The 22735-nt window shown below is 62.7% G+C and carries 20 protein-coding genes and 1 tRNA gene; 14 read left to right on the top strand and 7 right to left on the bottom strand.

Going from position 1 to position 22735, the window contains the following annotated elements; all coding sequences use genetic code 11:
- Positions 1–326: 326 nt before the first annotated feature.
- The 9 genes from ACP2AV_RS14100 (at position 327) to ACP2AV_RS14060 (ending at position 10222) form a co-directional block, all read left to right on the top strand.
- Positions 327–3767, top strand: a complete 3441-nt coding sequence (locus tag ACP2AV_RS14100) for a pyruvate carboxylase (protein ID WP_426373421.1) — start codon at positions 327–329, stop codon at positions 3765–3767.
- Positions 3768–3862: 95 nt separating this feature from the next.
- A complete protein-coding gene (locus ACP2AV_RS14095; protein ID WP_426373420.1) occupies positions 3863–4177 on the top strand; it encodes a hypothetical protein in 315 nt (104 codons plus the stop codon).
- Positions 4170–5882 (top strand): methyl-accepting chemotaxis protein, encoded by a 1713-nt coding sequence (locus ACP2AV_RS14090; RefSeq protein WP_426373419.1) that lies wholly within the window; start codon positions 4170–4172, stop codon positions 5880–5882. The genes ACP2AV_RS14095 and ACP2AV_RS14090 overlap by 8 nt, the downstream gene beginning before the upstream one ends.
- A gap of 147 nt (positions 5883–6029) precedes the next feature.
- Positions 6030–6104 (top strand) — tRNA-Gly (locus ACP2AV_RS14085).
- Positions 6105–6435: 331 nt separating this feature from the next.
- Positions 6436–7023: an imidazoleglycerol-phosphate dehydratase HisB gene (gene hisB, locus ACP2AV_RS14080; RefSeq protein ID WP_426373418.1), complete on the top strand. Its 588-nt coding sequence runs from the start codon at positions 6436–6438 to the stop codon at positions 7021–7023.
- Entirely contained in the window at positions 7023–7661 is a 639-nt protein-coding gene (hisH, locus tag ACP2AV_RS14075; RefSeq protein ID WP_426373417.1) for an imidazole glycerol phosphate synthase subunit HisH, read from the top strand. Before hisB ends, hisH begins: the two co-directional genes overlap by 1 nt.
- A 281-nt stretch (positions 7662–7942) precedes the next feature.
- Positions 7943–8665: a 1-(5-phosphoribosyl)-5-[(5-phosphoribosylamino)methylideneamino]imidazole-4-carboxamide isomerase gene (hisA, locus tag ACP2AV_RS14070; protein ID WP_426373415.1), complete on the top strand. Its 723-nt coding sequence runs from the start codon at positions 7943–7945 to the stop codon at positions 8663–8665.
- 369 nt (positions 8666–9034) lie between these two features.
- The gene (hisF, locus tag ACP2AV_RS14065; protein WP_426373414.1) at positions 9035–9796 is read left to right on the top strand and encodes an imidazole glycerol phosphate synthase subunit HisF; all 762 of its coding nucleotides are present in this window, start codon (positions 9035–9037) and stop codon (positions 9794–9796) included.
- Between the two features lie 114 nt (positions 9797–9910).
- Positions 9911–10222 (top strand): phosphoribosyl-ATP diphosphatase, encoded by a 312-nt coding sequence (locus tag ACP2AV_RS14060; RefSeq protein WP_426373413.1) that lies wholly within the window; start codon positions 9911–9913, stop codon positions 10220–10222.
- A 237-nt stretch (positions 10223–10459) separates the two neighbouring features.
- Here ACP2AV_RS14060 and ppk2 read toward each other — a convergent pair whose 3' ends face one another.
- Both ppk2 and ACP2AV_RS14050 read right to left on the bottom strand, forming a co-directional pair.
- Complete coding sequence (ppk2, locus tag ACP2AV_RS14055) at positions 10460–11389, bottom strand: polyphosphate kinase 2 (protein ID WP_426373412.1); 930 nt, start codon at positions 11387–11389, stop codon at positions 10460–10462.
- A gap of 74 nt (positions 11390–11463) precedes the next feature.
- Positions 11464–12198 (bottom strand): hypothetical protein, encoded by a 735-nt coding sequence (locus tag ACP2AV_RS14050; RefSeq protein WP_426373411.1) that lies wholly within the window; start codon positions 12196–12198, stop codon positions 11464–11466.
- Between the two features lie 78 nt (positions 12199–12276).
- Between ACP2AV_RS14050 and ACP2AV_RS14045 the strand changes: the two genes are divergently transcribed.
- From ACP2AV_RS14045 to ACP2AV_RS14035, 3 genes are all read left to right on the top strand, one after another.
- Positions 12277–13146: an alpha/beta fold hydrolase gene (locus tag ACP2AV_RS14045; protein ID WP_426373410.1), complete on the top strand. Its 870-nt coding sequence runs from the start codon at positions 12277–12279 to the stop codon at positions 13144–13146.
- An 81-nt stretch (positions 13147–13227) separates the two neighbouring features.
- On the top strand, positions 13228–15183 hold the full coding sequence (parE, locus tag ACP2AV_RS14040) for a DNA topoisomerase IV subunit B (protein ID WP_426373409.1): 1956 nt from the start codon (positions 13228–13230) through the stop codon (positions 15181–15183).
- Entirely contained in the window at positions 15176–15670 is a 495-nt protein-coding gene (locus tag ACP2AV_RS14035; protein WP_426373408.1) for a gamma-glutamylcyclotransferase family protein, read from the top strand. Before parE ends, ACP2AV_RS14035 begins: the two co-directional genes overlap by 8 nt.
- 85 nt (positions 15671–15755) lie before the next feature.
- Here the strand turns inward: ACP2AV_RS14035 and ACP2AV_RS14030 are convergent, their stop codons facing one another.
- From ACP2AV_RS14030 to proS, 5 genes are all read right to left on the bottom strand, one after another.
- The gene (locus ACP2AV_RS14030) at positions 15756–16547 is read right to left on the bottom strand and encodes a VPLPA-CTERM sorting domain-containing protein (RefSeq protein WP_426373407.1); all 792 of its coding nucleotides are present in this window, start codon (positions 16545–16547) and stop codon (positions 15756–15758) included.
- A 145-nt stretch (positions 16548–16692) separates the two neighbouring features.
- The gene (locus ACP2AV_RS14025) at positions 16693–17100 is read right to left on the bottom strand and encodes a c-type cytochrome (RefSeq protein ID WP_426373406.1); all 408 of its coding nucleotides are present in this window, start codon (positions 17098–17100) and stop codon (positions 16693–16695) included.
- Between the two features lie 80 nt (positions 17101–17180).
- The gene (locus ACP2AV_RS14020) at positions 17181–17864 is read right to left on the bottom strand and encodes an ABC transporter ATP-binding protein (protein WP_426373404.1); all 684 of its coding nucleotides are present in this window, start codon (positions 17862–17864) and stop codon (positions 17181–17183) included.
- Positions 17857–19104, bottom strand: a complete 1248-nt coding sequence (locus ACP2AV_RS14015) for a lipoprotein-releasing ABC transporter permease subunit (protein WP_426373403.1) — start codon at positions 19102–19104, stop codon at positions 17857–17859. Before ACP2AV_RS14015 ends, ACP2AV_RS14020 begins: the two co-directional genes overlap by 8 nt.
- 99 nt (positions 19105–19203) lie before the next feature.
- On the bottom strand, positions 19204–20541 hold the full coding sequence (gene proS / locus ACP2AV_RS14010) for a proline--tRNA ligase (RefSeq protein ID WP_426373402.1): 1338 nt from the start codon (positions 20539–20541) through the stop codon (positions 19204–19206).
- 428 nt (positions 20542–20969) lie between these two features.
- On the opposite strand from proS, the gene ACP2AV_RS14005 reads away from it, so the two are divergent.
- Both ACP2AV_RS14005 and ACP2AV_RS14000 read left to right on the top strand, forming a co-directional pair.
- Positions 20970–22040, top strand: a complete 1071-nt coding sequence (locus tag ACP2AV_RS14005) for an AI-2E family transporter (RefSeq protein ID WP_426373401.1) — start codon at positions 20970–20972, stop codon at positions 22038–22040.
- A 1-nt stretch (position 22041) separates the two neighbouring features.
- Complete coding sequence (locus tag ACP2AV_RS14000) at positions 22042–22722, top strand: chromosomal replication initiator DnaA (protein ID WP_426373400.1); 681 nt, start codon at positions 22042–22044, stop codon at positions 22720–22722.
- Positions 22723–22735: the final 13 nt, after the last annotated feature.

Below are 22735 nucleotides of genomic sequence, written 5' to 3'. Positions count from 1 at the left end.
GTTGCTGCGCCCGGACATGCGCGCCTGCGCGGTCCAAATGGGCAGGGCGTGGCCCACTGCGTCGCCCGTTCCCCTGTGTGATTTCCCAGATGATTGTCTTCATTATTGCCTCTACGGCTGGCCGCCCAGACCACTACTGGCCCAAAAAACACTGAACCCCGCCGCCGTTAGCGCTCTCATTTCCTGAACAGGCGGGCAAAAGCGGCTTTGCCGGGCGCTGGCAGCGACACTTTGTCCATTCGCCTGTTTACCGCAGGCGGAAACTCGCTACCTTGGCCACCGTGCACTCGCAGCAAAAACGCCCTGAACACACGGACCCCACCGCCATGCCGGAATTCCAGAAGATCCTTATCGCGAACCGCGGCGAAATCGCCATTCGCATCATGCGCGCCGCCAACGAAATGGGCAAAAAGACCGTCGCGATCTACGCCGAAGAAGACAAGCTGTCGCTGCACCGGTTCAAGGCAGACGAGGCATATCGGATCGGCGAGGGCATGGGCCCGGTCGCAGCCTATCTGTCGATTGACGAAATCATCCGCGTGGCCAAGGCCAGCGGCGCCGACGCAATCCATCCCGGCTATGGCCTGTTGTCCGAAAACCCCGCCTTTGTCGACGCCTGTGTGGACAACGGCATCACCTTCATCGGCCCCAGGGCCGAAACCATGCGCGCGCTTGGCGACAAGGCCAGCGCCCGCAAGGTGGCCATCCAGGCCGGCGTACCGGTGATCCCCGCCACCGAAGTTCTGGGCGATGACATGACCGCAATCGCCAAAGAGGCCGAGCAAATCGGCTATCCGCTGATGCTCAAGGCGTCCTGGGGCGGGGGCGGGCGCGGCATGCGCCCGATCATGAATGCCGACGAACTGGCCGACAAGGTGCGCGAAGGCCGGCGCGAGGCCGAGGCCGCCTTTGGCAACGGCGAAGGTTATCTGGAAAAGATGATCCTCAAGGCGCGCCACGTCGAAGTGCAGATCCTCGGCGACACGCACGGCAACATCTATCACCTCTATGAACGCGACTGTTCGGTCCAGCGGCGCAATCAAAAGGTCGTCGAACGCGCCCCCGCCCCCTATCTTTCCGCCGCCCAGCGCGAAGAACTGTGCAACCTTGGCAAGAAAATCTGCGAACACGTGAATTACGAATGCGCCGGCACCGTGGAATTCCTGATGGATATGACCACGGGCAAGTTCTATTTCATCGAAGTGAACCCCCGCGTGCAGGTCGAACACACCGTCACCGAAGAGGTCACCGGCGTCGACATCGTGCGCGCCCAGATCCTGATCGCCGAGGGCAAATCGCTGACCGAAGCCACCGGCGTGGCCAGCCAGTATGATGTGCACCTGGACGGCCATGCGCTGCAATGTCGCGTGACGACCGAAGACCCGACCAACAATTTCATCCCCGACTATGGCCGGATCACCACCTATCGCAGCGCCACGGGCATGGGCATCCGCCTGGACGGTGGCACCGCCTATTCGGGCGCCGTGATCACGCGCTATTATGACAGTCTGCTGACCAAGGTCACCGCATGGGCGCGCACCCCCGAGGCCGCGATTGCCCGCATGGACCGCGCTTTGCGCGAATTTCGTATCCGCGGCGTGTCCACCAACATCGACTTCGTGATCAACCTGCTCAAACACCCGACCTTTCTGAACTATGAATACCACACCAAGTTCATCGACGAGACGCCCGAGCTGTTCAACTTTCGCCCCCGCCGCGACCGGGCGACCAAGATCCTGACCTACCTTGCCGATATTACCGTGAACGGGCATCCCGAAACCGCGGGCCGCCCCAAGCCGCCCGCTGACGCGCGCCAGCCCACGGCCCCGATCCCGCAGGGCGACCCGATCCCCGGCACGCGCAACCTGCTGCTGGAAAAGGGACCGCAAGCGGTGGCCGACTGGATGGCGGCGCAAAAACAACTGCTGATCACCGACACCACCATGCGCGACGGGCACCAATCGCTTCTGGCGACCCGGATGCGTTCAATCGACATGATCCGCGTGGCCCCCGCCTATAGTGCGAACCTGCCGCAGCTTTTCAGCGTGGAATGCTGGGGCGGCGCAACCTTTGACGTGGCGTATCGGTTCTTGCAGGAATGCCCCTGGCAGCGCCTGCGCGATCTGCGCGCCGCCATGCCCAACCTGATGACCCAGATGCTGCTGCGCGGCTCGAACGGGGTGGGCTATACCAACTACCCTGACAACGTGGTGCAATCCTTTGTGGCGCGCGCGGCGCAAAGCGGCGTTGACGTGTTTCGCGTGTTCGACAGCCTGAACTGGGTGGAAAACATGCGCGTCGCGATGGACGCGGTGATCGATGCGAACAAGGTCTGCGAAGGCACGATCTGTTACACCGGCGACCTGCTGGACCCCACCCGCGCCAAGTATGATCTGAAATACTATGTCGGCATGGGCAACGAACTGCGCGCTGCCGGCGCGCATGTCCTGGGGCTCAAGGACATGGCGGGGCTTTTGAAACCGCTGCAGGCGCGCGCCCTGATCAAGGCCCTGAAAGAAGAGGTCGGCCTGCCGATCCACTTTCACACGCATGACACCAGCGGCGTGTCGGCGGCCACCGTTCTGGCCGCCGCCGACGCCGGTGTCGATGCGATCGATGCGGCGATGGACGCGTTTTCGGGCGGCACCTCGCAGCCGTGCCTGGGATCGATCGTGGAAAGCTTGCGCTTTTCGGACCGCAACACCGGGCTCAGCATCGCCGCCATCCGCGAAATCAGCAACTACTGGGAAGGCGTGCGCCAACAGTACGCCGCCTTTGAAAGCGGGCTGGAAGCCCCCGCGTCGGAAGTTTACCTGCACGAAATGCCCGGCGGCCAGTTCACCAACCTCAAGGCGCAGGCCCGCAGCCTTGGCCTGGAAGAGCGTTGGCACGAAGTGGCCCAGGCCTATGCCAGCGTGAACATGATGTTCGGCGATATCGTCAAGGTGACGCCGTCGTCCAAAGTGGTCGGCGACATGGCCCTGATGATGGTCAGCCAGGGGCTGACGCGCGCGCAGGTCGAAGACCCCGACATCGACGTGGCCTTTCCCGACAGCGTCATCGACATGATGCGCGGCAACCTGGGCCAGCCCCCGGGCGGCTTTCCCGACGCCATCGTGGCCAAGGTGCTGAAAGACGAAAAACCCGCGACCGAGCGCCCCGGCAAGCATCTCGCCCCCGTCGATCTGGACGCCACGCGCAAGGATCTGGCAGCCAAATTCGAAGACGTGGATTTCGACGATGAAGACTTCAATGGCTACCTGATGTACCCCACGGTCTTTACCGATTACGTCGCGCGCCACGAAATCTATGGCCCCGTGCGCACCCTGCCCACCAAGAACTTCTTTTATGGCATGGTACCGGGCGAAGAAATTTCGGTGTCCATCGACCCCGGCGTGACGCTGGAAATCCGCTGTCAGGCGCAGGCCGAAACCAATGACGAAGGCGAAGCCAAGGTGTTCTTCGAACTCAACGGCCAGCCCCGGACCATTCGCGTGCCCGATCGCAAGTCCAAGGCCAGTGTCGCGGCCCGTCCCAAGGCCGAAGTCGGCAACGCCAACCACGTCGGCGCCCCGATGCCCGGCGTGGTGGCCAGCGTGGCCGTCCTGCCCGGCGCCAAGGTCGTAAAGGGCGACATGCTGCTGACCATCGAAGCGATGAAAATGGAAACCGGCCTGCATGCCGACCGCGACGCCACCGTCAAAGCGGTGCATGTCGCGCCCGGTGCACAAATCGACGCCAAAGACCTGTTGATCGAATTGGAATAGCCGGACTCGGGGCCGATCCGCCCTTTTCGGTGCGGCCGCGTTATCCACTTCGTAATCTGTGGGCCCTAGAAACAGCTCCTGCTCCAGGAGGTTTCATGCGTGACCATACGGCACCTTTACTGATCGTTCTTGCGACCCTGGCGACCGCCCCGTTGATGGCGCTGTCCGGCCGGGGCGACGTCTTTGATGGCCCCGCGCTGGTCATCACGCCGCCGTGGCGCGATGCGGGCGTTGTCGTGGCCGATGCGGGCGGCTGGCTGGTCGGGCCGGACCAGGCGCTTTTCGGCGCCTTCGCGCAGGCAAACCACCCGGAATTTTCTGAACGCGCCAGGCAGGCCGGGGCCTGGGCCGTCGTAAACAGTGCCGCCCTGGCGGCAATCTGTGGTCTTGAAGGGAACACCGATGTCTGACGCAGACCTTTCGTTGGAAGACGAACGCCAACGCGGGATGAAAAATGTCGCGCGTCTGGCCATGATCATGACGCTGCCAGTCAGCGCCGCCGGCTGGGTGATCGGGCGGGATGAAATCCTTGTCACCATCGGATCGCTGCTGTTTGCGGCGCTGGCGCTCTATTGCACGCGAAGGACCGGGCCGGCGCCGCGGATTCTTGCCGCGCAGGCGCTGACGGGTCAGGCGATCATGCTGAACGCGGCCTTTATGGGCCACCCGCTGCAGATCGACAGCCATATGCTCTATTTCGCGCTGCTTGCGACGTTGGTCATGATGAGCAGCATGCGCCCGGTAATCTTCGCCGCCGGCACGATCGCGGTGCACCACCTGGCCCTGACATTTGCAATGCCCGCGCTGGTCTACCCCTCGAGCGATCTGGCGTTCAATATCGTCCGCACAGCCATGCACGCCGTGATCGTCGTGATGGAAACCGCAGCGCTGTTGTTCGCGATTCACAGCCGGCTCAAACTGCATCAGTCGGGGGAAAAGAAAAACGCCGTGCTTGAGGATGCGATGGCGCGCGCAAGCCAGGCAGTCGCCCAGGCGCAGGACGAAAAAGCCGCCGCCGAGCAAGCGCGCAAAGACGCCGAGCACGCCGTCAAACGCGCCGCCGACCTGGCCGCCGAAGCCGACCAGGCGCGGGCCACCGCGCGCGCGGCAGACCAGGAACGCGCACAGGATCAAGAGCGCGCGATTGCCGAACGCGCCGAACGCAACGCGGATCTCGAACACCTTCTGGCGGTGTTGCGCAGCAAGCTGGACAGCCTTGCAAATGGCGATCTGAGTGCGCGTATCACCGAACCGCTGGCGGCGGAATTTGGCGATCTGCGCGACAATTTCAACGCCGCAACCGAAGAATTGCAGGACGCCATGTTCGCGGTCCACGGCCAATCGGGAACGATCCGCCAGCAATCGGTCGAAATTTCCGTCAGCGCCACCGATCTTTCCGCACGGACCGAACGACAAGCCGCGACGCTGGCCGAAATCGCGGCCTCGCTGAACCAGTTGACGCAGACCATCCAGCAGGTTGCGCAGGATTCCGAACGCGCCCAATCCCTGGCCGACACCACCAGCAGCGACGCGGCATCGGGCACCGCCATCATGGCCAAAACCGTGACCGCCATGGCCGGGATCGAAGAATCGTCGAAAGAGATTCAGAAAATCACCGGCGTCATTGACGACATCGCCTTTCAGACCAACCTGCTGGCCCTGAACGCCGGCGTGGAAGCGGCCCGCGCGGGTGAAGCGGGGCGCGGCTTTTCCGTTGTGGCCTCGGAAGTCCGCGCGCTGGCCCTGCGCTCGTCCGATGCGGCCCAGCAGATCAACGGGTTGATCAGTTCGTCGGTGGCCCAGATCACCGACGGCGTGGACCTGGTCAACAGCACCGGCACCGCGCTGGAAGGCATCCAGAGCGCGATTGACAAGATCACCTCGTCGATGCGCTCGATCGCCAGGTCGACACATGAGCAATCGCGCGGCCTGAACGAGGCGAACCAGGCCATCAACGATCTGGAATCGGTCACCCAGATGAATGCCGCAATGTTCGAAGAAACGACGGCCGCCAATTCGATCCTGGCCGACGGCACCCAAGAGCTGAACCGCCTTGTCGAACGCTTCACGGTGGGCGATGGCGCGCAATTCGATCTTGGGCGCAAAGCGTCGTGACGCCCCGCTGGCGGCGGGCAAAAATCCCGCGCCCGGCGGCGGGCGAATGCCGCCCTGGCAGGCCGGAATGAAAAAAAACGGTCATTCTGCGATTTGGGGGTTGAAGCTGCGAACAACGGCGTATAAATCCCGCCTCACCCAACGGATGCGGGCGTAGCTCAGGGGTAGAGCATTACCTTGCCAAGGTAAGGGTCGTGAGTTCGAATCTCATCGCCCGCTCCAAATTCTCTTTAGAATGGGAACATGCATAGGGTCGCAAGCGCGGCCCTTTTGCCTGTTTTGGGGCATCCGTTTCACATGTCGCGCCCGCCCGGACCGCGCGCACCTTGCACCGCGCTGGCCCCGCGCTGGCCCCTGCCGCCGCCCCCTGCCCAGACGCAGGTTTCGGCACAGGATTGAGCCCAGATTTGATCACAGGCTTGGGCACAGAATTCGGGCACGCGACCCCATCTGGGGAATGTAGCACGGCAACACCCCCGCCCGAACCAACCGACAGCGCTTGGATTGCGCAAACCGCCCGCCTATAAGGCGCGTAAGTCACTCGGAGAACGCCATGCGCACCGCAAAGATCACGCGAAAAACCGCGGAAACCGATATCTCCGTCGACATCAATCTCGACGGGTCGGGCACCTATGACAACCAGACCGGCGTGGGCTTTTTCGACCACATGCTGGACCAGCTGGCACGCCATTCGCTGATCGACATGACCATCCGTGCCAAGGGCGATTTGCACATCGACGATCACCACACCGTCGAAGACACCGGCATCGCGCTTGGTCAGGCGCTGGTTCAGGCCCTGGGCGACAAGACCGGAATCCGGCGCTATGGCGCGTGTTTGCTGGCGATGGACGATGCGCTGGTGCGCACCGCGATCGATCTGTCGGCGCGCCCGTTTCTGGTGTGGAATGTCGATCTGCCCACCGCCAAGATCGGCGCTTTCGACACCGAACTGGTGCGCGAGTTTTTTCAGGCGCTCAGCACCCATGGCGGCATCACGCTGCACGTGGACGCGCTGCACGGGATCAACAGCCACCACATCGCCGAAGCCGCGTTCAAATCGGTCGCCCGCGCGCTGCGCGAAGCGGTGGAAACCGATCCACGCAAATCCGATGCCATCCCTTCGACCAAGGGCGCGCTCTGATGCTGACGGCCCTGGTCGATTATGATAGCGGCAATCTGCATTCGGCCCAGAAGGCCTTTGAACGCATGGCAGCCGAGGCCGGACACGGCACCATCGTGGTCACATCCGAACCTGATGTCGTGGCCAAGGCCGACCGCATCGTGCTGCCCGGCGACGGGGCCTTCCCGGCCTGCAAACGCCACTTGTTCGAATACACAGGACTCTTCGAAGCCATTGAAGAGGCTGTGATTTCAGGCGGAAAACCCTTTATGGGCATCTGCGTGGGCATGCAGATGATGGCCAGCCGGGGCCGCGAATATGCCGACACCAGTGGCTTTGGCTGGATCGGGGGCGATGTCGTGAAAATCACCCCCGCCGACCCGGCCTTCAAGGTGCCGCACATGGGCTGGAACGACCTGATCATCGACGCCCCCCACCCCGTTCTGGACGGGGTCGAAACCGGCGAACACGCGTATTTCGTCCATTCGTACCACTTCGTGGCCGCCGACCCGGCCCACCGCCTTGCCCATGTGGATTACGCCGGCGACATCACCGCAATTGTCGGGCGCGACAACATGATCGGGATGCAGTTTCACCCCGAAAAGAGCCAGCGCGCCGGCCTGCACATGATTGCCAATTTCCTTGATTGGGCGCCCTGAACGCGCGCTGAACACTCGCCCGGAGCGCCTGAGCCTTGCCCCTGCCCCCGCTCATCACGCGCGCCCGGCCCGCCCGGTCGCGTAAGGAATCATCCAAATCATCACGCGTGTGCGCGATGGCCCCGCAAATCACCGCCCCGCCCGCGCCTCATTCGATCCCCCGCGTGTCGCATCCTCAAACCGGCGTGCCCAAATGTGCCGGGCAAGCATGACGTAGGGGCTTGGCATTTCGGGCCGGATCGTGCGACACGGGCGCGACCTGATGCCAACCCGAGAGTACCATGATCCTCTATCCCGCCATCGATCTCAAAGACGGCAACGCCGTGCGCCTTTACAAGGGCGAAATGGAACAAGCCACCGTCTTCAACGACAACCCTGCCGCCCAGGCGCTGGAATTCGTGAACGCAGGGTGCGAGTGGCTGCACCTTGTCGATCTGAACGGCGCATTCGCGGGCGAACCGGTCAACGCTGCCCCGGTCGAAGACATCCTGCGCCAGACCAAGGTCCCGGCCCAGCTGGGGGGCGGCATTCGCGACATGGCCACGATTGAACGCTGGCTGGACAAGGGCCTGGCCCGCGTCATCCTGGGGACGGTCGCGGTGGAAAACCCCGATCTGGTGCGCCAGGCCGCGCGCGCCTTTCCCGGGCAGGTCGCCGTGGGCATCGACGCGCGCAAGGGCATGGTCGCGACCAAGGGCTGGGCCCAGGAAACCGACGTGGTCGCCACCGATCTGGCCCGATCGTTTGAAGACGCGGGCGTGGCGGCGATCATTTACACCGACATCAATCGCGACGGCGCGATGCAAGGCCCGAATATCGAAGAAACCGCTGCGTTGGCGAATGCCGTGTCGATCCCCGTGATCGCCAGCGGGGGGGTATCGACGCTGGATGATCTCAGGGCGCTGAAATCCTGCGGCGCGCCGTTGAACGGGGCCATATCGGGCCGCGCGCTTTATGACGGTGCGATTGATCTGGCCCAGGCGCTGACCGTATTGCGGGCCTGAAGGCGGCGCTCTATGTCGCGCGCGCTCGGGGCCTATGCCTCAGCCCATTGTCGCCATCACATAGGTGTCGGGGCTTGCCGACCAGCACGATTGCCAGGTTGACCAAGGCGGGGGCTACGCCTGCATCGTCACTACGCCTGCATCGTCAACGGCCATGATTGGGGGCCGGTATGGGGCGGGTTCGCGCTGACCGGTTGGCTTTTACTGATCACCCGGCCCATCGCGGGCGTTCTTGCGCTGTGCCTTGGCACGCGCGGGCTGTGTGACCTGATCCGGCATCTGCACCGGCGCCGCACACGCTGAGCGCGGCACTGGAATCCCCGCCCGTTTGGCCCTAGACAGGGGCGAGAACCGCAAAAGGGCATTGCCATGCTGAAAACCCGCATCATTCCCTGTCTCGACGTGGCCGACGGGCGCGTGGTCAAAGGGGTCAACTTCGTCGATCTGATCGACGCGGGCGACCCGGTGCAAAGCGCGCGGGCGTATGACGCCGCCGGCGCGGACGAGCTGTGTTTCCTGGACATTCACGCCACCCATGAAAACCGCGGCACGATGTACGATCTGGCCACCCGCACGGCCGAGCAGTGCTTTATGCCGCTGACCATCGGCGGCGGCGTGCGCACGCCCGAAGATGTGCGCGACCTGCTGTTGGCGGGCGCGGACAAGGTGTCGTTCAACTCGGCCGCGGTGGCCGACCCGGACGTGGTGGCGCGATCGGCGGATCGTTTCGGCAGCCAGTGCATCGTGGTCGCCATCGACGCCAAGACCGTCGCGCCCGGCAAGTGGCAGATTTTCACCCACGGCGGGCGCAACCCCACCGGCATTGACGCGGTCGAATTCGCCAAAACGGTCGAAGCCAAGGGCGCCGGTGAAATCCTGTTGACGTCGATGGACCGCGACGGCACCCGCGCGGGGTTCAACCTGGCGATGACGCGCGCCATCGCGGATGCGGTCGCCATTCCGGTCATCGCTTCGGGCGGGGTGGGCACGCTGGACCATCTGGTCGAAGGCGTCACCGAAGGGCATGCCAGCGCGGTGCTGGCCGCGTCGATCTTTCATTTCGGCGATTTCACGATTGCCCAGGCCAAGGCCCATATGGCCGCCGCCGGAATCCCGATGCGGCTGACCTGAGCGAACACCCGCCCGACACGCTGCCATACGACGTGCCATACATGTGCCCGACAGATAGCCGACGCGGCGCAGACGCCGCGCAGACAGATAGCAGACAGAAAGCAGACGGCCCAAATGACCCATCCCCTAGACCGCCTTTCCGCCACCATCGATGCACGCAAATCGGCCGATCCCGACAGCAGCTGGACGGCCAAGTTGCTGGCCAAAGGCCCCGATAAATGCGCCGAAAAATTCGGCGAAGAGGCGATCGAAGCCATCATCGCCTGCGCCAAGAACGATCGCGACAACCTGACCTACGAAGCGGCCGATGTGCTCTATCATCTTGCCGTCATGCTGGCGGCGCGCGATATCCCGATGGCGGACGTTCTGGCCGAACTTGACCGGCGCACCGGCACCTCGGGCATTGCGGAAAAAGCGGCGCGCTAGGCCGCGCGTCAGATGACGCGACGCCCCCGTTAAACCCGCGCGGCTTGGCCGCCAGGTTCAGTGCTTTGTTCAGTGCTTTGCAACGGGGAAAATAGGCCGTTCGGCGCGGGTGGCGGGCCGGATCAAGCCACGACGCATGGGCGGCACAAGGCCCCCCGATATGCGCCCCGACAGCCGCCTGACCAAGCCGCCTGACCAAGCCGCCTGACCAAGCCGCCTGACCAAGCCGCCACGACGTCAGACACGACGCTGCGCCGGGTGCAATGATGTGCCCAGGATATGGGCAGACTTGTGCACCACATGGCCCGCATGTCCCACAATCAACGGGTCGGGCGTTTGGACGATTTCTAGGTCCTTGCCGGGATAATCCAGCGTGGACAGAAAGTGGCGCATACAGTTGATGCGCGCGCGCTTCTTGTCGTTCGATTTGATGATCGTCCACGGCGCATCGGCGGTGTCGGTGTAAAAGAACATCGCTTCTTTCGCCTCGGTGTAATCGTCCCATTTGTCCAGACTGGCCTTGTCGATCGGGGACAGTTTCCACATCTTCAGCGGGTCGGTTTCGCGCGACTGAAACCGCGCGCGCTGTTCATCCTGGGTGACAGAAAACCAATATTTATAAAGCCTTACCCCGGTCCGCGTCAGCATCCGTTCCAGTTCCGGCGTCTGGCGCATGAATTCAAGATAATCGTTCGGGGTGCAAAACCCCATTACACGCTCGACCCCCGCGCGATTGTACCAGCTGCGGTCATAGAGCACGATTTCACCTGCCGTGGGCAGATGTTCGATGTAGCGCTGAAAGAACCACTGACCGCGCTCGACATCGCTGGGTTTGTTCAGCGCGACAACGCGGGCATGGCGGGGGTTCAGGTGTTCGGTGAACCGCTTGATGGTGCCGCCCTTGCCGGCGGCATCGCGCCCCTCGAACAACAGCACGAACTTGTCCCCGGTCTCTTGCGCCCAGTGCTGAACCTTCAACAGTTCGGCCTGGAGTTTCGCCTTTTCGTCTTCGTATTCCTTGCGCGGCATTTTTTCCGCATAGGGATATTCGCCGGTTTCGAATGCGTGCCGGATCTGATCATGCCCGACGCGTGGAAAACTTGTGGGTTTGGCCGCCGGGGCCTGCGGTTTTGACACGGAACCGGATTGCGCGGCATCGCGGGGCATGGGCATTCTCCTGTACGTTTGACAGGGGAATATTAGGGGTTTGCCGGCCCTTGCGCCTTGATCGGCATCAAGGCCTACTGGGCGCGGGCAAACCGGTGTGTCAGGCGCAGTGGCAGGCGGGCGTCACGTTCGCGCAAGCTGTCGAAAGGGACGGTAAAGAACAACCCGCCCCGGATGTCATTGTTGAAATAGGCGCCATCGAAATCATAGTAGTTTTCGGTATAGCTCCATTCCAGCCGGAACGAGGCGTTTTCAGCCAGTTTCAGATCGGTCCGCAAAGCGCCCAGAACGCCGCGGTCATCCACCTGCATGCCTGCACCGATCGCGGCCCAATCGCGCGGGTACCATGTCCATTCCCCCACTGCGGCGGGCGACAGCGTATCGCGCCCCGGCACGTCGTCATTGTCGGCAAGGACAGAGGCGCCAACCGTGACGCGCCCCACCGCCTGCGGCCGGTCCCAGGCGCGCCCCCACGCGGCCTCAAGCACGGTTGTGCGGTCTTCGGCCCAGTCAAGTGCGACGGACCACCCGGTACGCCCGTCCGGCAAGTCGCGAAAGCGGAACAGGTCAACCCCGGCCAGCGACGGGTATTCGCCAGTCCAGTCTTCGTTGCGCACGCCATAAGCGCCCCCAAGCCGCGTTGACCACGTATCCCCGCGCCAAGTTGCCCCCACATTGGCCGCAAGGATGTCATTGTCTGAAACCCCGGCCGTGGTGCGCGCCCAATAGAACGTCTCGACGTCCACCTCCTGTGCGATGCAGTCGCTGACGGGCAAAAGGCAAAGGGCGGTGATGACGAGAGGTTTCATGGCGGATCCGTGCGCTATTGGCTGCCCTTACGGCCATAGCCCCTTGCACCGCCCGTCGCAACCATGTCTTGTCCCGTCATGACTGGACAGTTCCTTAACTTGGGCGGCAACCCGTTTTTTGTTCGCAGGTGGGGGGACCCGACCCTGCCCAAACTGCTGTTACTGCACGGGTTTCCGGAATATTCGGGCGCATGGGACGGGTTGGCGCAGCGCTTGGCGGGCCAGTTTCACTGTATCGCCCCCGACCAGCGCGGCTACGGTCAGAGCTGGTGCCCAGCCGAACCCGACGCCTATCGCGCCCATCTGCTGGCACAGGACATGGCCATGCTGATCCGGTCCGAAGGCGGCCCGATGGCCGTCATGAGCCACGATTGGGGCGCGGCGGTGGCCTATGCGCTGGCCATCCAGTACCCCGATCTGATCAGCCGCCTGATCGTGGCGAACGGCGTGCATCCGGGCCCGTTCTTGCGCGCCTGTGCGCAAGGCGGCGCGCAATCGGCGGCCTCGCGCTACATCAATGAACTGCGCCGCCCGGACGCCGAACAGTCCCTGTCCGCGAACGGGTTCACAAAGCTCTTTTCGCTCTTTCCTGAAGACATGGATTTTTCGTGGATGACGGCAGAAAAGAGGGCCGCCTACAAGGCTGAATGGGCCCGCCCCGGGCGTCTTTCAGGCATGTTGAACTGGTACCGCGCGTCGCCCGTTCAGGTGGCCGAACCTGGCAGGCCCATCGCCGTTGATCCGATCCCGGTCGCGGCCGCAAGGATCACCATGCCCCACCTTTTGATCTGGGGGCAAAAAGACACCGCGCTGCTGCCGGAATCGCTTGACGGGCTTGAGGCCTACGTGCCGGACCTGACGTGCCTGACCATCTCGGACGCGGATCATTGGGTCATTCACCAGAAGACATCCCGCGTCGCAGGGGCCGTGGCCGCTTTCCTGAGCTGACAAGCCACGCTTGTCCCTTCCCCCGGGCGGTGCGGCCTGCCATAATGACCATCAAACCAAGATAAAGAGCAGCAAACACCCATGGCAGACGACCTTCTCGGGGGCGCGCAGCCCGCCTATGACGCCTCTTCCATCGAAGTCCTCGAAGGGCTTGAACCGGTGCGCAAACGCCCCGGCATGTATATCGGTGGCACCGACGAACGCGCCCTGCACCACTTGGTCGCGGAAATTCTGGACAATTCGATGGATGAAGCGGTGGCCGGCCATGCCAACCGCATCGAGGTCGATCTGCACGCCGACTATTCGCTGAGCGTGCGCGACAACGGACGCGGCATTCCGGTCGATCCGCACCCCAAATTTCCCGACAAGAGCGCGCTAGAGGTGATCCTCTGCACGCTGCACGCGGGCGGCAAATTCAGCGGCAAGGCGTATCAGACGTCGGGCGGTCTGCATGGGGTGGGCGCGTCGGTCGTCAACGCGCTGTCCGATTCCATGGTGGTCGAGGTCGCGCGCGACAAACAATTGTTTCGCCAGTCATTCTCGCGCGGAATACCCCAAGGGCCAGTGGAAAAGGTCGGCGCCGCGCCCAACCGTCGCGGCACCCAGGTGACGTTTCACGCCGACGAAGAAATTTTCGGATCGCACCGGTTCAAACCTGCGCGGCTGTTCAACAGCATACGTTCGAAAGCCTACCTGTTCAGCGGCGTCGAAATCCGCTGGAAATCGGCCATCGACGATGGCGAAACCCCGACCGAAGCCACCTTCCATTTCCCCGGCGGCCTGGCCGACTATCTGACCGAAACACTGGGCAGCGCATCGACCTACGCCGACCGGCCCTTTGCAGGCACGGTCGATTTCCAGGCGCGCTTCGCCGTGCCCGGCAAGGTGGAATGGGCGATCAACTGGACCCCGGCGCGCGACGGGTTCATCCAGTCATATTGTAACACCGTACCCACCCCCGAAGGCGGCACCCACGAGGCCGGCTTTTGGGCCGCAATTCTGAAAGGCATCCGCGCTTACGGCGAATTGGTGAACAACCGAAAAGCCAAGGACATCACCCGCGAAGACCTTGTCACCGGGGGCTGCGCACTGGTTTCATGCTTCATCCGCGAGCCGGAATTCGTCGGCCAGACCAAGGATCGCCTGGCCACAGTCGAAGCGCAAAAGCTGGTGGAACAGTCTGTGCGCGATCACTTTGACAACTGGCTGGCGGCCGACACGAAATCGGCCGGCGCAATTCTGGATTTCCTGGTTTTGCGGGCCGAAGAGCGTCTGCGCCGGCGCCAGGAAAAGGAAACGCAGCGCAAGACCGCGACAAAGAAGCTTCGCCTGCCCGGCAAGCTGGTCGATTGCAGCGCCACCAACCGCGCAGGCACCGAATTGTTCATCGTCGAAGGCGACAGCGCGGGCGGATCGGCCAAAATGGGGCGGGATCGCAAGACCCAGGCCTTGCTGCCCCTGCGCGGCAAAATCCTGAACGTGCTGGGCGCAGCAAGTTCCAAGCTGGGGTCGAACCAGGAAATCAACGATCTGTGCCAAGCACTTGGCGTGGGTCTGGGCACGCGGTTCAACCTCGACGATCTGCGCTATGACAAGATCATCATCATGACCGACGCCGATGTGGATGGCGCGCATATTGCCAGCCTCTTGATGACTTTTTTCTTCACTCAGATGCGCCCGATGATCGACGCGGGGCATTTGTACCTGGCCTGCCCCCCGCTCTTTCGCCTGACCCAGGGGGCCAAGACGGTCTATTGCCTGGACGAAGCCGAGCGCGAGACATGGATGCAAAAAGGTCTTGGCGGGAAAGGCAAGATCGAGGTGAGCCGGTTCAAGGGGCTTGGCGAAATGGACGCCAAAGACCTCAAGGACACCACGATGAACCCCAACACCCGTAAATTGATCCGTGTCACGATCGACGAAGATGAACCGGGCGAAACGGGTGATCTGGTCGAACGCCTGATGGGCAAGAAACCCGAACTGCGCTTCCAGTATATTCAGGAAAACGCACGGTTTGTCGAAGAACTGGATGTCTGAGGTTCTCTACTTCGCCTATGGCTCGAATCTGCTACCTGCGCGTCTGCGCGCCCGCTGCCCATCGGCGCGGCTGGTCGGGGCGGCGCGCTTGCCGGACTTCGCGTCAGACTATTCGAAACGCGGCAAGGACGGTTCGGGCAAAGCGACAGTGTTCGACGCGCCCGGCAGCGTGACCACTGGCGCGGTCTTCAGCCTTTCGCCCGTGTGTGCGGTGACACTTGATGGGATCGAAGGCGCGGGCTATGCGCGGCGCGTTGTTGATGTGCTGGTCGGCGAAAATGAAGTGAATTGCGCAACATATGTTGCTGTGGATGACGCGCGCTTCAGCGATCTGACCCCGTTCGCGTGGTACAAGGCCCTGATCGTTGCCGGGCTGCGCCATCACGCGCTGCGCAACCCACCGCTAGAGCGCGCACGCGCCGCGGCCGATCCGGACGTGCAGCGCCACGTTTCCAACATGCAATTGATTGGGGCGCCGAACCAATAACGGCGCAACGGCGGCGCCAAGCCCGCACAACAGAAAAAGGGCGCCAAACGCTGGCGCCCTTCGGGTTTTCACAGGTGTCGTCGCCTCAGGCGGATTTGCGGCGACGCATCGCGGCGATACCACCCAGCCCGCTGAGCAGCAGCAGGGCCGAGGCCGGAACGGGAACCGCAGCGCCGGTCGGCGGCAGCGATCCGGCATCGATCAGCGCATAGCTGACCTCACCACCGGCAAGCAGGTATTCGCCCAGCCCGTTGCCCCAGAAGGACACGGTGCTGAATTCATCCGTGTCGTCAAAGGCCGCGACAAAGATTTCGTAGACACTGGCTGCGGGGTTGGCCTGGGACGGGAAGCGTTCGTCATCGCCGGCGCCTGCCGAACCCACCGTAATCGCGGCGCCGCCGTCGAATGAGATGAACAATTCGGTGACGGGGGCCTTACAGCACGTCGCCCAGTCGCCCACTTCGAACCCAAAGGAATTCACCGGCGAATCAAACGAGAACGTGATCCCGGCATCAAAATAATCCATCGGGTCAGCGCGCGAGCCCGAAGGTTCGGATGCACCGCTGTTCAGCGCCGGGCCGATGTCCATCGCCTGCCCGGACAGCGATCCGTAGCTGGTAAAGTACATGGTTCCGCCATCGTTGGCGGTGATGGTGTAGTCGCCACGGTCAATGCTGGCTGACGACGAAAGGCCTGTCCAGGTGTCCGTCACAACCGTTCCACCTGCGGCGGCCACAGTTGTGTCGAAGTCGGCTTTACCGGCGGCAATTCCGTCATAGATGGTCAGGATGGTCGCATTCGCCGACGTCGCGGCCAAAAGGCCCAGTCCCAACGCAGCGCTGGCAAAGCCAAGCTTGGATGTGCGTGAAATGGTCATTCAAAATTTCTCCCAAAAATTAGAAACAAATTCATACTATCGCAATTTGTGAACAAAGTGAACTCAAGAATCTGCCGTAGGGGCAGGTTGTTTTTCTGTGCATTTCCGGCCGGGCGTCACCTCGCTTTTTGGTTTGATCCAATGATCATTCTGACGAATGAACCTGTATTGTTTCGATCCAGGCAACCAAGTCCGCGATCGGGCCGCTGACCATGATCCGCTCGCCTGCCGGCAGTTGCAGGGCGATATCGGGCCCTTGCGCGTCAAAGAATTCGCCAAACACCCACATGGGCGACCCGTGGGCCACCAACGGATCGCGCCCGTCAATTCGTGCGGCCACGCGGGCTGTCGGAAAGACCCCGTCATTTCGGGCCGCCAGCTGCGTCAGATCAGTGGGTTGTATGGTCAAAACCGGTGCCATGGGGCCATTGCCCGCTGCTTGGGCCCCGTGACAGACCGCACAACGGTCCGCGAAAAGCGTCGCGCCCGTGGTCGCATCCTGCGCGATCGCGCTACTGGCGATCACGCTGGCAATCAGGACAAGGACTTTCATGGGATACCTCCTGCCCCGACTCTATTGGGATCAGGCCAGCGGCGCCTTGATCCCGATCAGATTGGCCGCGTCATCGGGGATCAGGGGGCCGTTGTGATCCGGCCTTGTTCCAGATGCAGGGTCCGATCCATACGCGCGGCCAACTCAAGGTTGTGCGTGGCAATAAGCGCAGCCAGACCTTCATCGCGAACCAGGTCCATCAGGGCGCCAAACACCACCTCGGATGTCGCGGGATCCAGGTTCCCGGTCGGCTCATCGGCCAACAGGATCCTCGGTCGGTTGGCCAGCGCCCGGCAAAAGGCCACGCGCTGCTGCTCGCCGCCGGAAAGCTCGGCCGGGCGGTGATCCGCCCGTTGCCCCATCCCCACCTTGTCCAGCAACCCGCGCGCCCGCTCTTGCGCAGCGCGCGGCGTCGTTCCGGCGGCCAACTGCGGCAGGACGATGTTTTCCAGCGCGGTGAACTCGGGCAGAAGGTGATGGAACTGATAGATAAAACCCACTTCGGCGCGGCGGATTTCCGTCCGCTTCCGATCCGACGCCCCCGACATATCCTGCCCGCCGATCTTGACCACACCCGCATCGGCCGCGTCCAGCAGGCCCGCGATATGCAACAGCGTGGATTTGCCCGAGCCCGAGGGCGCCGTCAACGCCACCACTTCGCCCGGCGCAAGGCCCAGGCTGGCATCGCGCAGCACCACGATTTCGCCGGGTTGTCCCCGTTTGTATACTTTTTCCAGACCTGCAAGCGTCAGAACATCATTCATAGCGCAGCGCCTCGACCGGGTTCATGCGGGCCGCGCGGCGCGCGGGAAAGATCGTGATTCCAAAGGACAGGATCAGCGACAGGCCCACGGCCCCCAGCACATCCTGCCAACGCAAAACCGCTGGCAGGCGATAGATGCCGCGGATCGACGCGTCCCAGACATCGCCCCCCGAGGCGCCGTTCACAAAGGCCAGAATCGGATCGAAATAGAGCGCGAACAGGCAGCCCAGCACCACCCCGAGCGCGGTTCCGATCAGCCCGACCATGGCGCCGCACAGGAAAAACACCCGCAGGATCGATCCCTGGCTCAGGCCCATGGTTCGCAGGATGCCGATGTCGCGCCCCTTGTTCTTGACCAGCATCACCAGCCCGCTCGTGATGTTCAGCGACGCGATCAGCACCAGCACCGCCATCAGCACGAACATCACCGTGTCTTCGATCGCCAGCGCTTCCAGGAATGCCCCTGAACTGTCGCGCCATGTCCACAGCAATGCCCCCGCCCCGGCGGCCTTCATCAACGGGGCGCGAAAGCTGTCGATCTGGTCGGGGTTGTCCACCATGACCTCGATCTCGTCCGCCACGCCTTCGCTGTTGAAAAAGCTCTGTGCCTCGGCAAAGGGCATGTACAGACGGACCTTGTCGATGTCGTAGCGGCCTGCGGAAAAGATATAGACCACCTCATAGCCGTTTACGCGCGGCGATGTGCCAAAGGGGGTCTTGGCCCCGTTCGGCGATATCAGCTTGACCCGGTCGCCCAGGCTCACCCCAAGATCGCGCGCCAGTTCCGAGCCCAAGGCAATGCCGCGTTCAAACCCGTCCAGAGACCCCTGCGACGTCGCAGGATCAGCAATGCGCGGAATGGCCGCCAGATCTGCGGCCCGGATGCCCCGCACATCGGCAAAGGCGTTCTGCTGGCCTGCGTTGGCCATGACCTGCCCCCGCACCAGCGGCGCAGCGCGGATCACCCCATCCACCGCAGACAGGCGTTTCGCAATTTCGTCGTAGTCAGGCACCGCGCGGTCGAACTGGCCATTCGCCGCGACGCGTCCGGCGGAATAGACCGTGACATGGGCATTGGCGCCCAGGATCGTATCGACGAATTCGGCCCGAAATCCCGAACGCACAGCCATCGTGATGATCAGCGCGGCCACGGCCAGGGTGATGCCGATCAGGGAAATCCAGGTCATGACCGACACGCCGCCTTCGCTGCGCCGTGCACGCAAATAGCGCCACGCGATCATCCATTCAAAAGGGGCGAAAGGTTTTAGCAAAACGGGCTCCGCAGTCTGATCGGCGCGACAGTGCGCCGGGCGCTTGCCAAAGGTCAAGCCGCGCGCCTGTCAGAGCCCGGCATAGATCTTGGCAACCTTTTCGACCGCCTGCTCTGGCGGCAGCTCTTCACTGGCCCCCGTGCGGCGGCTGGTCAGTTCGACCACGCCGTTTTTCAGCCCCCGTGGCCCAACGGTGATCCGCCAAGGCAGGCCGATCAGGTCCATCGTGGCGAATTTTCCCCCGGCCCGTTCCTTGCGATCGTCGTAAAGCGGTTCAAGACCCAAGGCCGTGAAGCTGTCGTACAGCGACTGGCACGCCGCATCCGCCTGGACATCGCCCTGTTTGAGGTTGACGATTCCCACATGGAACGGCGTCACGCCTTCGGGCCAGATGATCCCGTTGTCGTCGTGATTGGCTTCGATCAGCGCGCCCAGCAAGCGGCTGACGCCAATGCCGTGGCTGCCCATGTGCACGGCCACCTGATTGCCTTCGCGATCCTGCACCGTGGCGCCCATGGCGTCGGAATACTTGGTGCCAAAATAGAAAATCTGTCCCACTTCGATCCCGCGCGCGGTGCGGCGGCGCTCTTCGGGCACTTTGGCAAATTCGGCCTCGTCGTGGGTTTCGTCGGTGCGCGCGTACCGGCTGGTGAATTCCTCCAGCACCGCCTGGCATTGCTCGACGCTGTCATAATCGATCTGGCGGTCGCCAAAGGTCAGGTCCGTGATCTCGCTGTCGTAGAACACCTCGCTCTCGCCGGTTTCGGCCAGCACCAGGAATTCATGCGTATTGTCGCCCCCGATCGGGCCGCTGTCGGCGCGCATCGGGATCGCTTGCAGACCCATGCGTTCGTAGGTGCGCAGGTAGCTGACCAGATGCCGGTTATAGGCGTGCAGCGCGTCTTGCTTGGTCAGATCGAAATTGTAGCCGTCCTTCATCAGGAACTCGCGCCCGCGCATCACGCCAAAACGGGGGCGGATTTCATCGCGGAATTTCCACTGGATCTGGTAGAGCGTCAGCGGCAGGTCCTTGTAGGACTTGACGTAGCTGCGAAAGACATCGGTGAACAATTCTTCGGCAGTGGGGCTGTAGAGCATGTCGCGGTCGTGCCGGTCCTTCATGCGTAGCAGTTCTTCGCCGTAAGCATCAAAGCGGCCGCTTTCGCGCCACAGGTCGGCCGACTGCAGCGTGGGCATCAGCAACGGGATGTGACCTGCGCGCTGCTGTTCCTCGTTCACGATCTGCTCGACCCGTTTGAGCACTTTCAGCCCCAGCGGCAGCCACGAATAGATGCCTGCCGACTGTTGACGGATCATACCGGCACGCAGCATCAGCCGATGGCTGACGATCTGGGCTTCGGACGGGGTTTCCTTCAGGACCGGAAGGAAATAACGCGACAGACGCATGGGCGGACCTCAAATTTCAGTGCGGTTCGCTTGTGCTTCATGTCGCTTGACTTGGCAAGACCAACGGTTGACGTGGGGCCATTTGCCGTTGCCATCCCACCCACAGGACGGATCACCATCGCGGCTTCGCGTTAATCTAGACCAAGGACGTCGGTGGGCGTGTCGACAAACCCGGCACGCCCACCCGAGGGCAAAATGGCCCCCAAGATCGCAAAGGCAATCGCAAGCACAGAAATAAACTTAGTAAAACGGTTCATGACACCTAACTAAACTGAAACGGAATCTGATGAACGGGGGAAATCTGGTATAGTTTCCCCCAAAAGTCCGGCCACGATTTCCCGACCCCGCCCTATCTGCGCAAGCGCAGGGTTGAACCGGCCCCGGACTCACGCGATACAAGACGCAGGTATTGAGGGGACCTCATAGTCATGGTGTTACCAGTAAGGCAGCAGGCAAAATATTGGGGCGTCACCGCCCTGTTGTTTTTTGTCGTTCTTTTCCTTCTTGGCGACGTGATTTTGCCGTTTGTGCTTGGGATGGCTCTGGCCTATCTGCTTGACCCCATTGCAGATCGACTGGAAGCGTTGGGCCTCGGGCGGGCGCTGGCCACGGTGCTGATCACGTTAGTCGCCGCGGTGCTGTTCCTTCTGCTTGCGCTGACCGTTGTGCCGACCCTGATCAAGCAGACCGCGGGACTGATCGAAACCCTGCCGCAATTGGTGCGGGATTTTCAGGCCTTCCTCCAGGCGCGCTTCCCGCAGCTTTTCGTCGAAGGCAACCAACTGCAAGAAACCTTCGCATCGATCCAGGCGACGCTGAAATCCAAGGGCGGCGAGGTGCTGAACGGCGTTTTGGCATCGGCCATGTCGCTGATCAACGTGGCCCTTCTGGTCGTGCTGGTGCCGGTGATCACCTTCTACCTGCTCTTGGACTGGGACAAGATGGTGGCCGACATCGACGGGCTCTTGCCACGTGACCATGCGCCCGTGGTCCGCAAACTTGCGCATCAGATCGACCACACGCTGGCGTCATTCATCCGTGGCCAAGGCATGGTTTGCCTGATCCTTGGAACCTTTTACGCCGTTTCGCTGATGCTTGTGGGGTTGAATTTCGGGCTGGTGGCTGGCGCGGTCGCCGGCGCACTGACCTTTATTCCCTATGTGGGGGCGGTCGTGGGCGGCGGCCTGTCGATCGGGCTGGCGCTGTTCCAATTCTGGGGGGAATGGTGGGCGATCGCAGCGGTGGCGGGGATTTTCATCTTTGGCCAGTTCGTTGAAGGCAACATCCTGACGCCAAATCTGGTCGGCAGCAGCGTCGGGTTGCACCCGGTCTGGCTGATCTTTGCCTTGACCGTGTTCGGAACGCTCTTTGGTTTTGTCGGAATGCTGGTCGCCGTACCGGTCGCCGCGGCCCTTGGGGTGATCGCGCGGTTCTTTATCGACCAATACCGCGACAGTCGCCTGTATCGCGGGCTGACCGATCAAGATCCCGAAGTCTGACATGGCCCGGCAACTGGTGTTTGACCTGCCCGTGCGCCCCGCCCTGGGACGCGACGACTTCTTCGTTTCATCGTCGAACGCGGCGGCCTTGACGATGCTGGACAGCTGGACCGATTGGCCGGGCAACAAGCTTTTGCTTGTCGGGCCTGCGGGCGCGGGCAAGACTCATCTGGCCTGTGTCTGGGCCAGCGAAACCGGCGCGAAGGTCATTGATGCCGTGTCCTTGACCACGGTTGATGTCCCGGGCATCGCGGCGGCAGGGTTTGTCGTCGTCGAAGACGTGCAGGCCATCGCCCGCCACCCTGACGCGCAAACCGCCCTGTTCCACTTGCATAACCTGACCTTGTCCGAGGGGGGGCGACTTTTGCTCACGGCAAATGCCCCCCCGGCGCAATGGGGCCTGTCGCTGCCCGACCTTGTGTCGCGCATGCACGGCACGACGATGGTGCGGATCAACGGGCCCGATGACGCCTTGCTCAACGCGATGTTGGTCAAGCTGTTCGCCGACCGCCAACTGGCTGTGCCCCCCGGTCTGATCAGCTGGCTGGTGCCGCGGATGGAGCGTAGTCAGGCGGGCGCCGCGCGTGTGGTGGACGAACTGGATGCTCTTGCCTTGTCCGAAGGGCGCAGTATCACGCGTGACCTTGCACGCACAGTGCTGGACAAGCTGGGCCAAGGCTGAGAAAATCAGCCAC

The organism is Aliiroseovarius sp. PTFE2010 (assembly GCF_049943335.1).
Lineage (GTDB): Bacteria > Pseudomonadota > Alphaproteobacteria > Rhodobacterales > Rhodobacteraceae > JBNFVY01.
The sequence above is the reverse complement of the archived record's forward strand: the minus strand, read 5'-3'. Positions and strand labels throughout refer to the sequence as shown.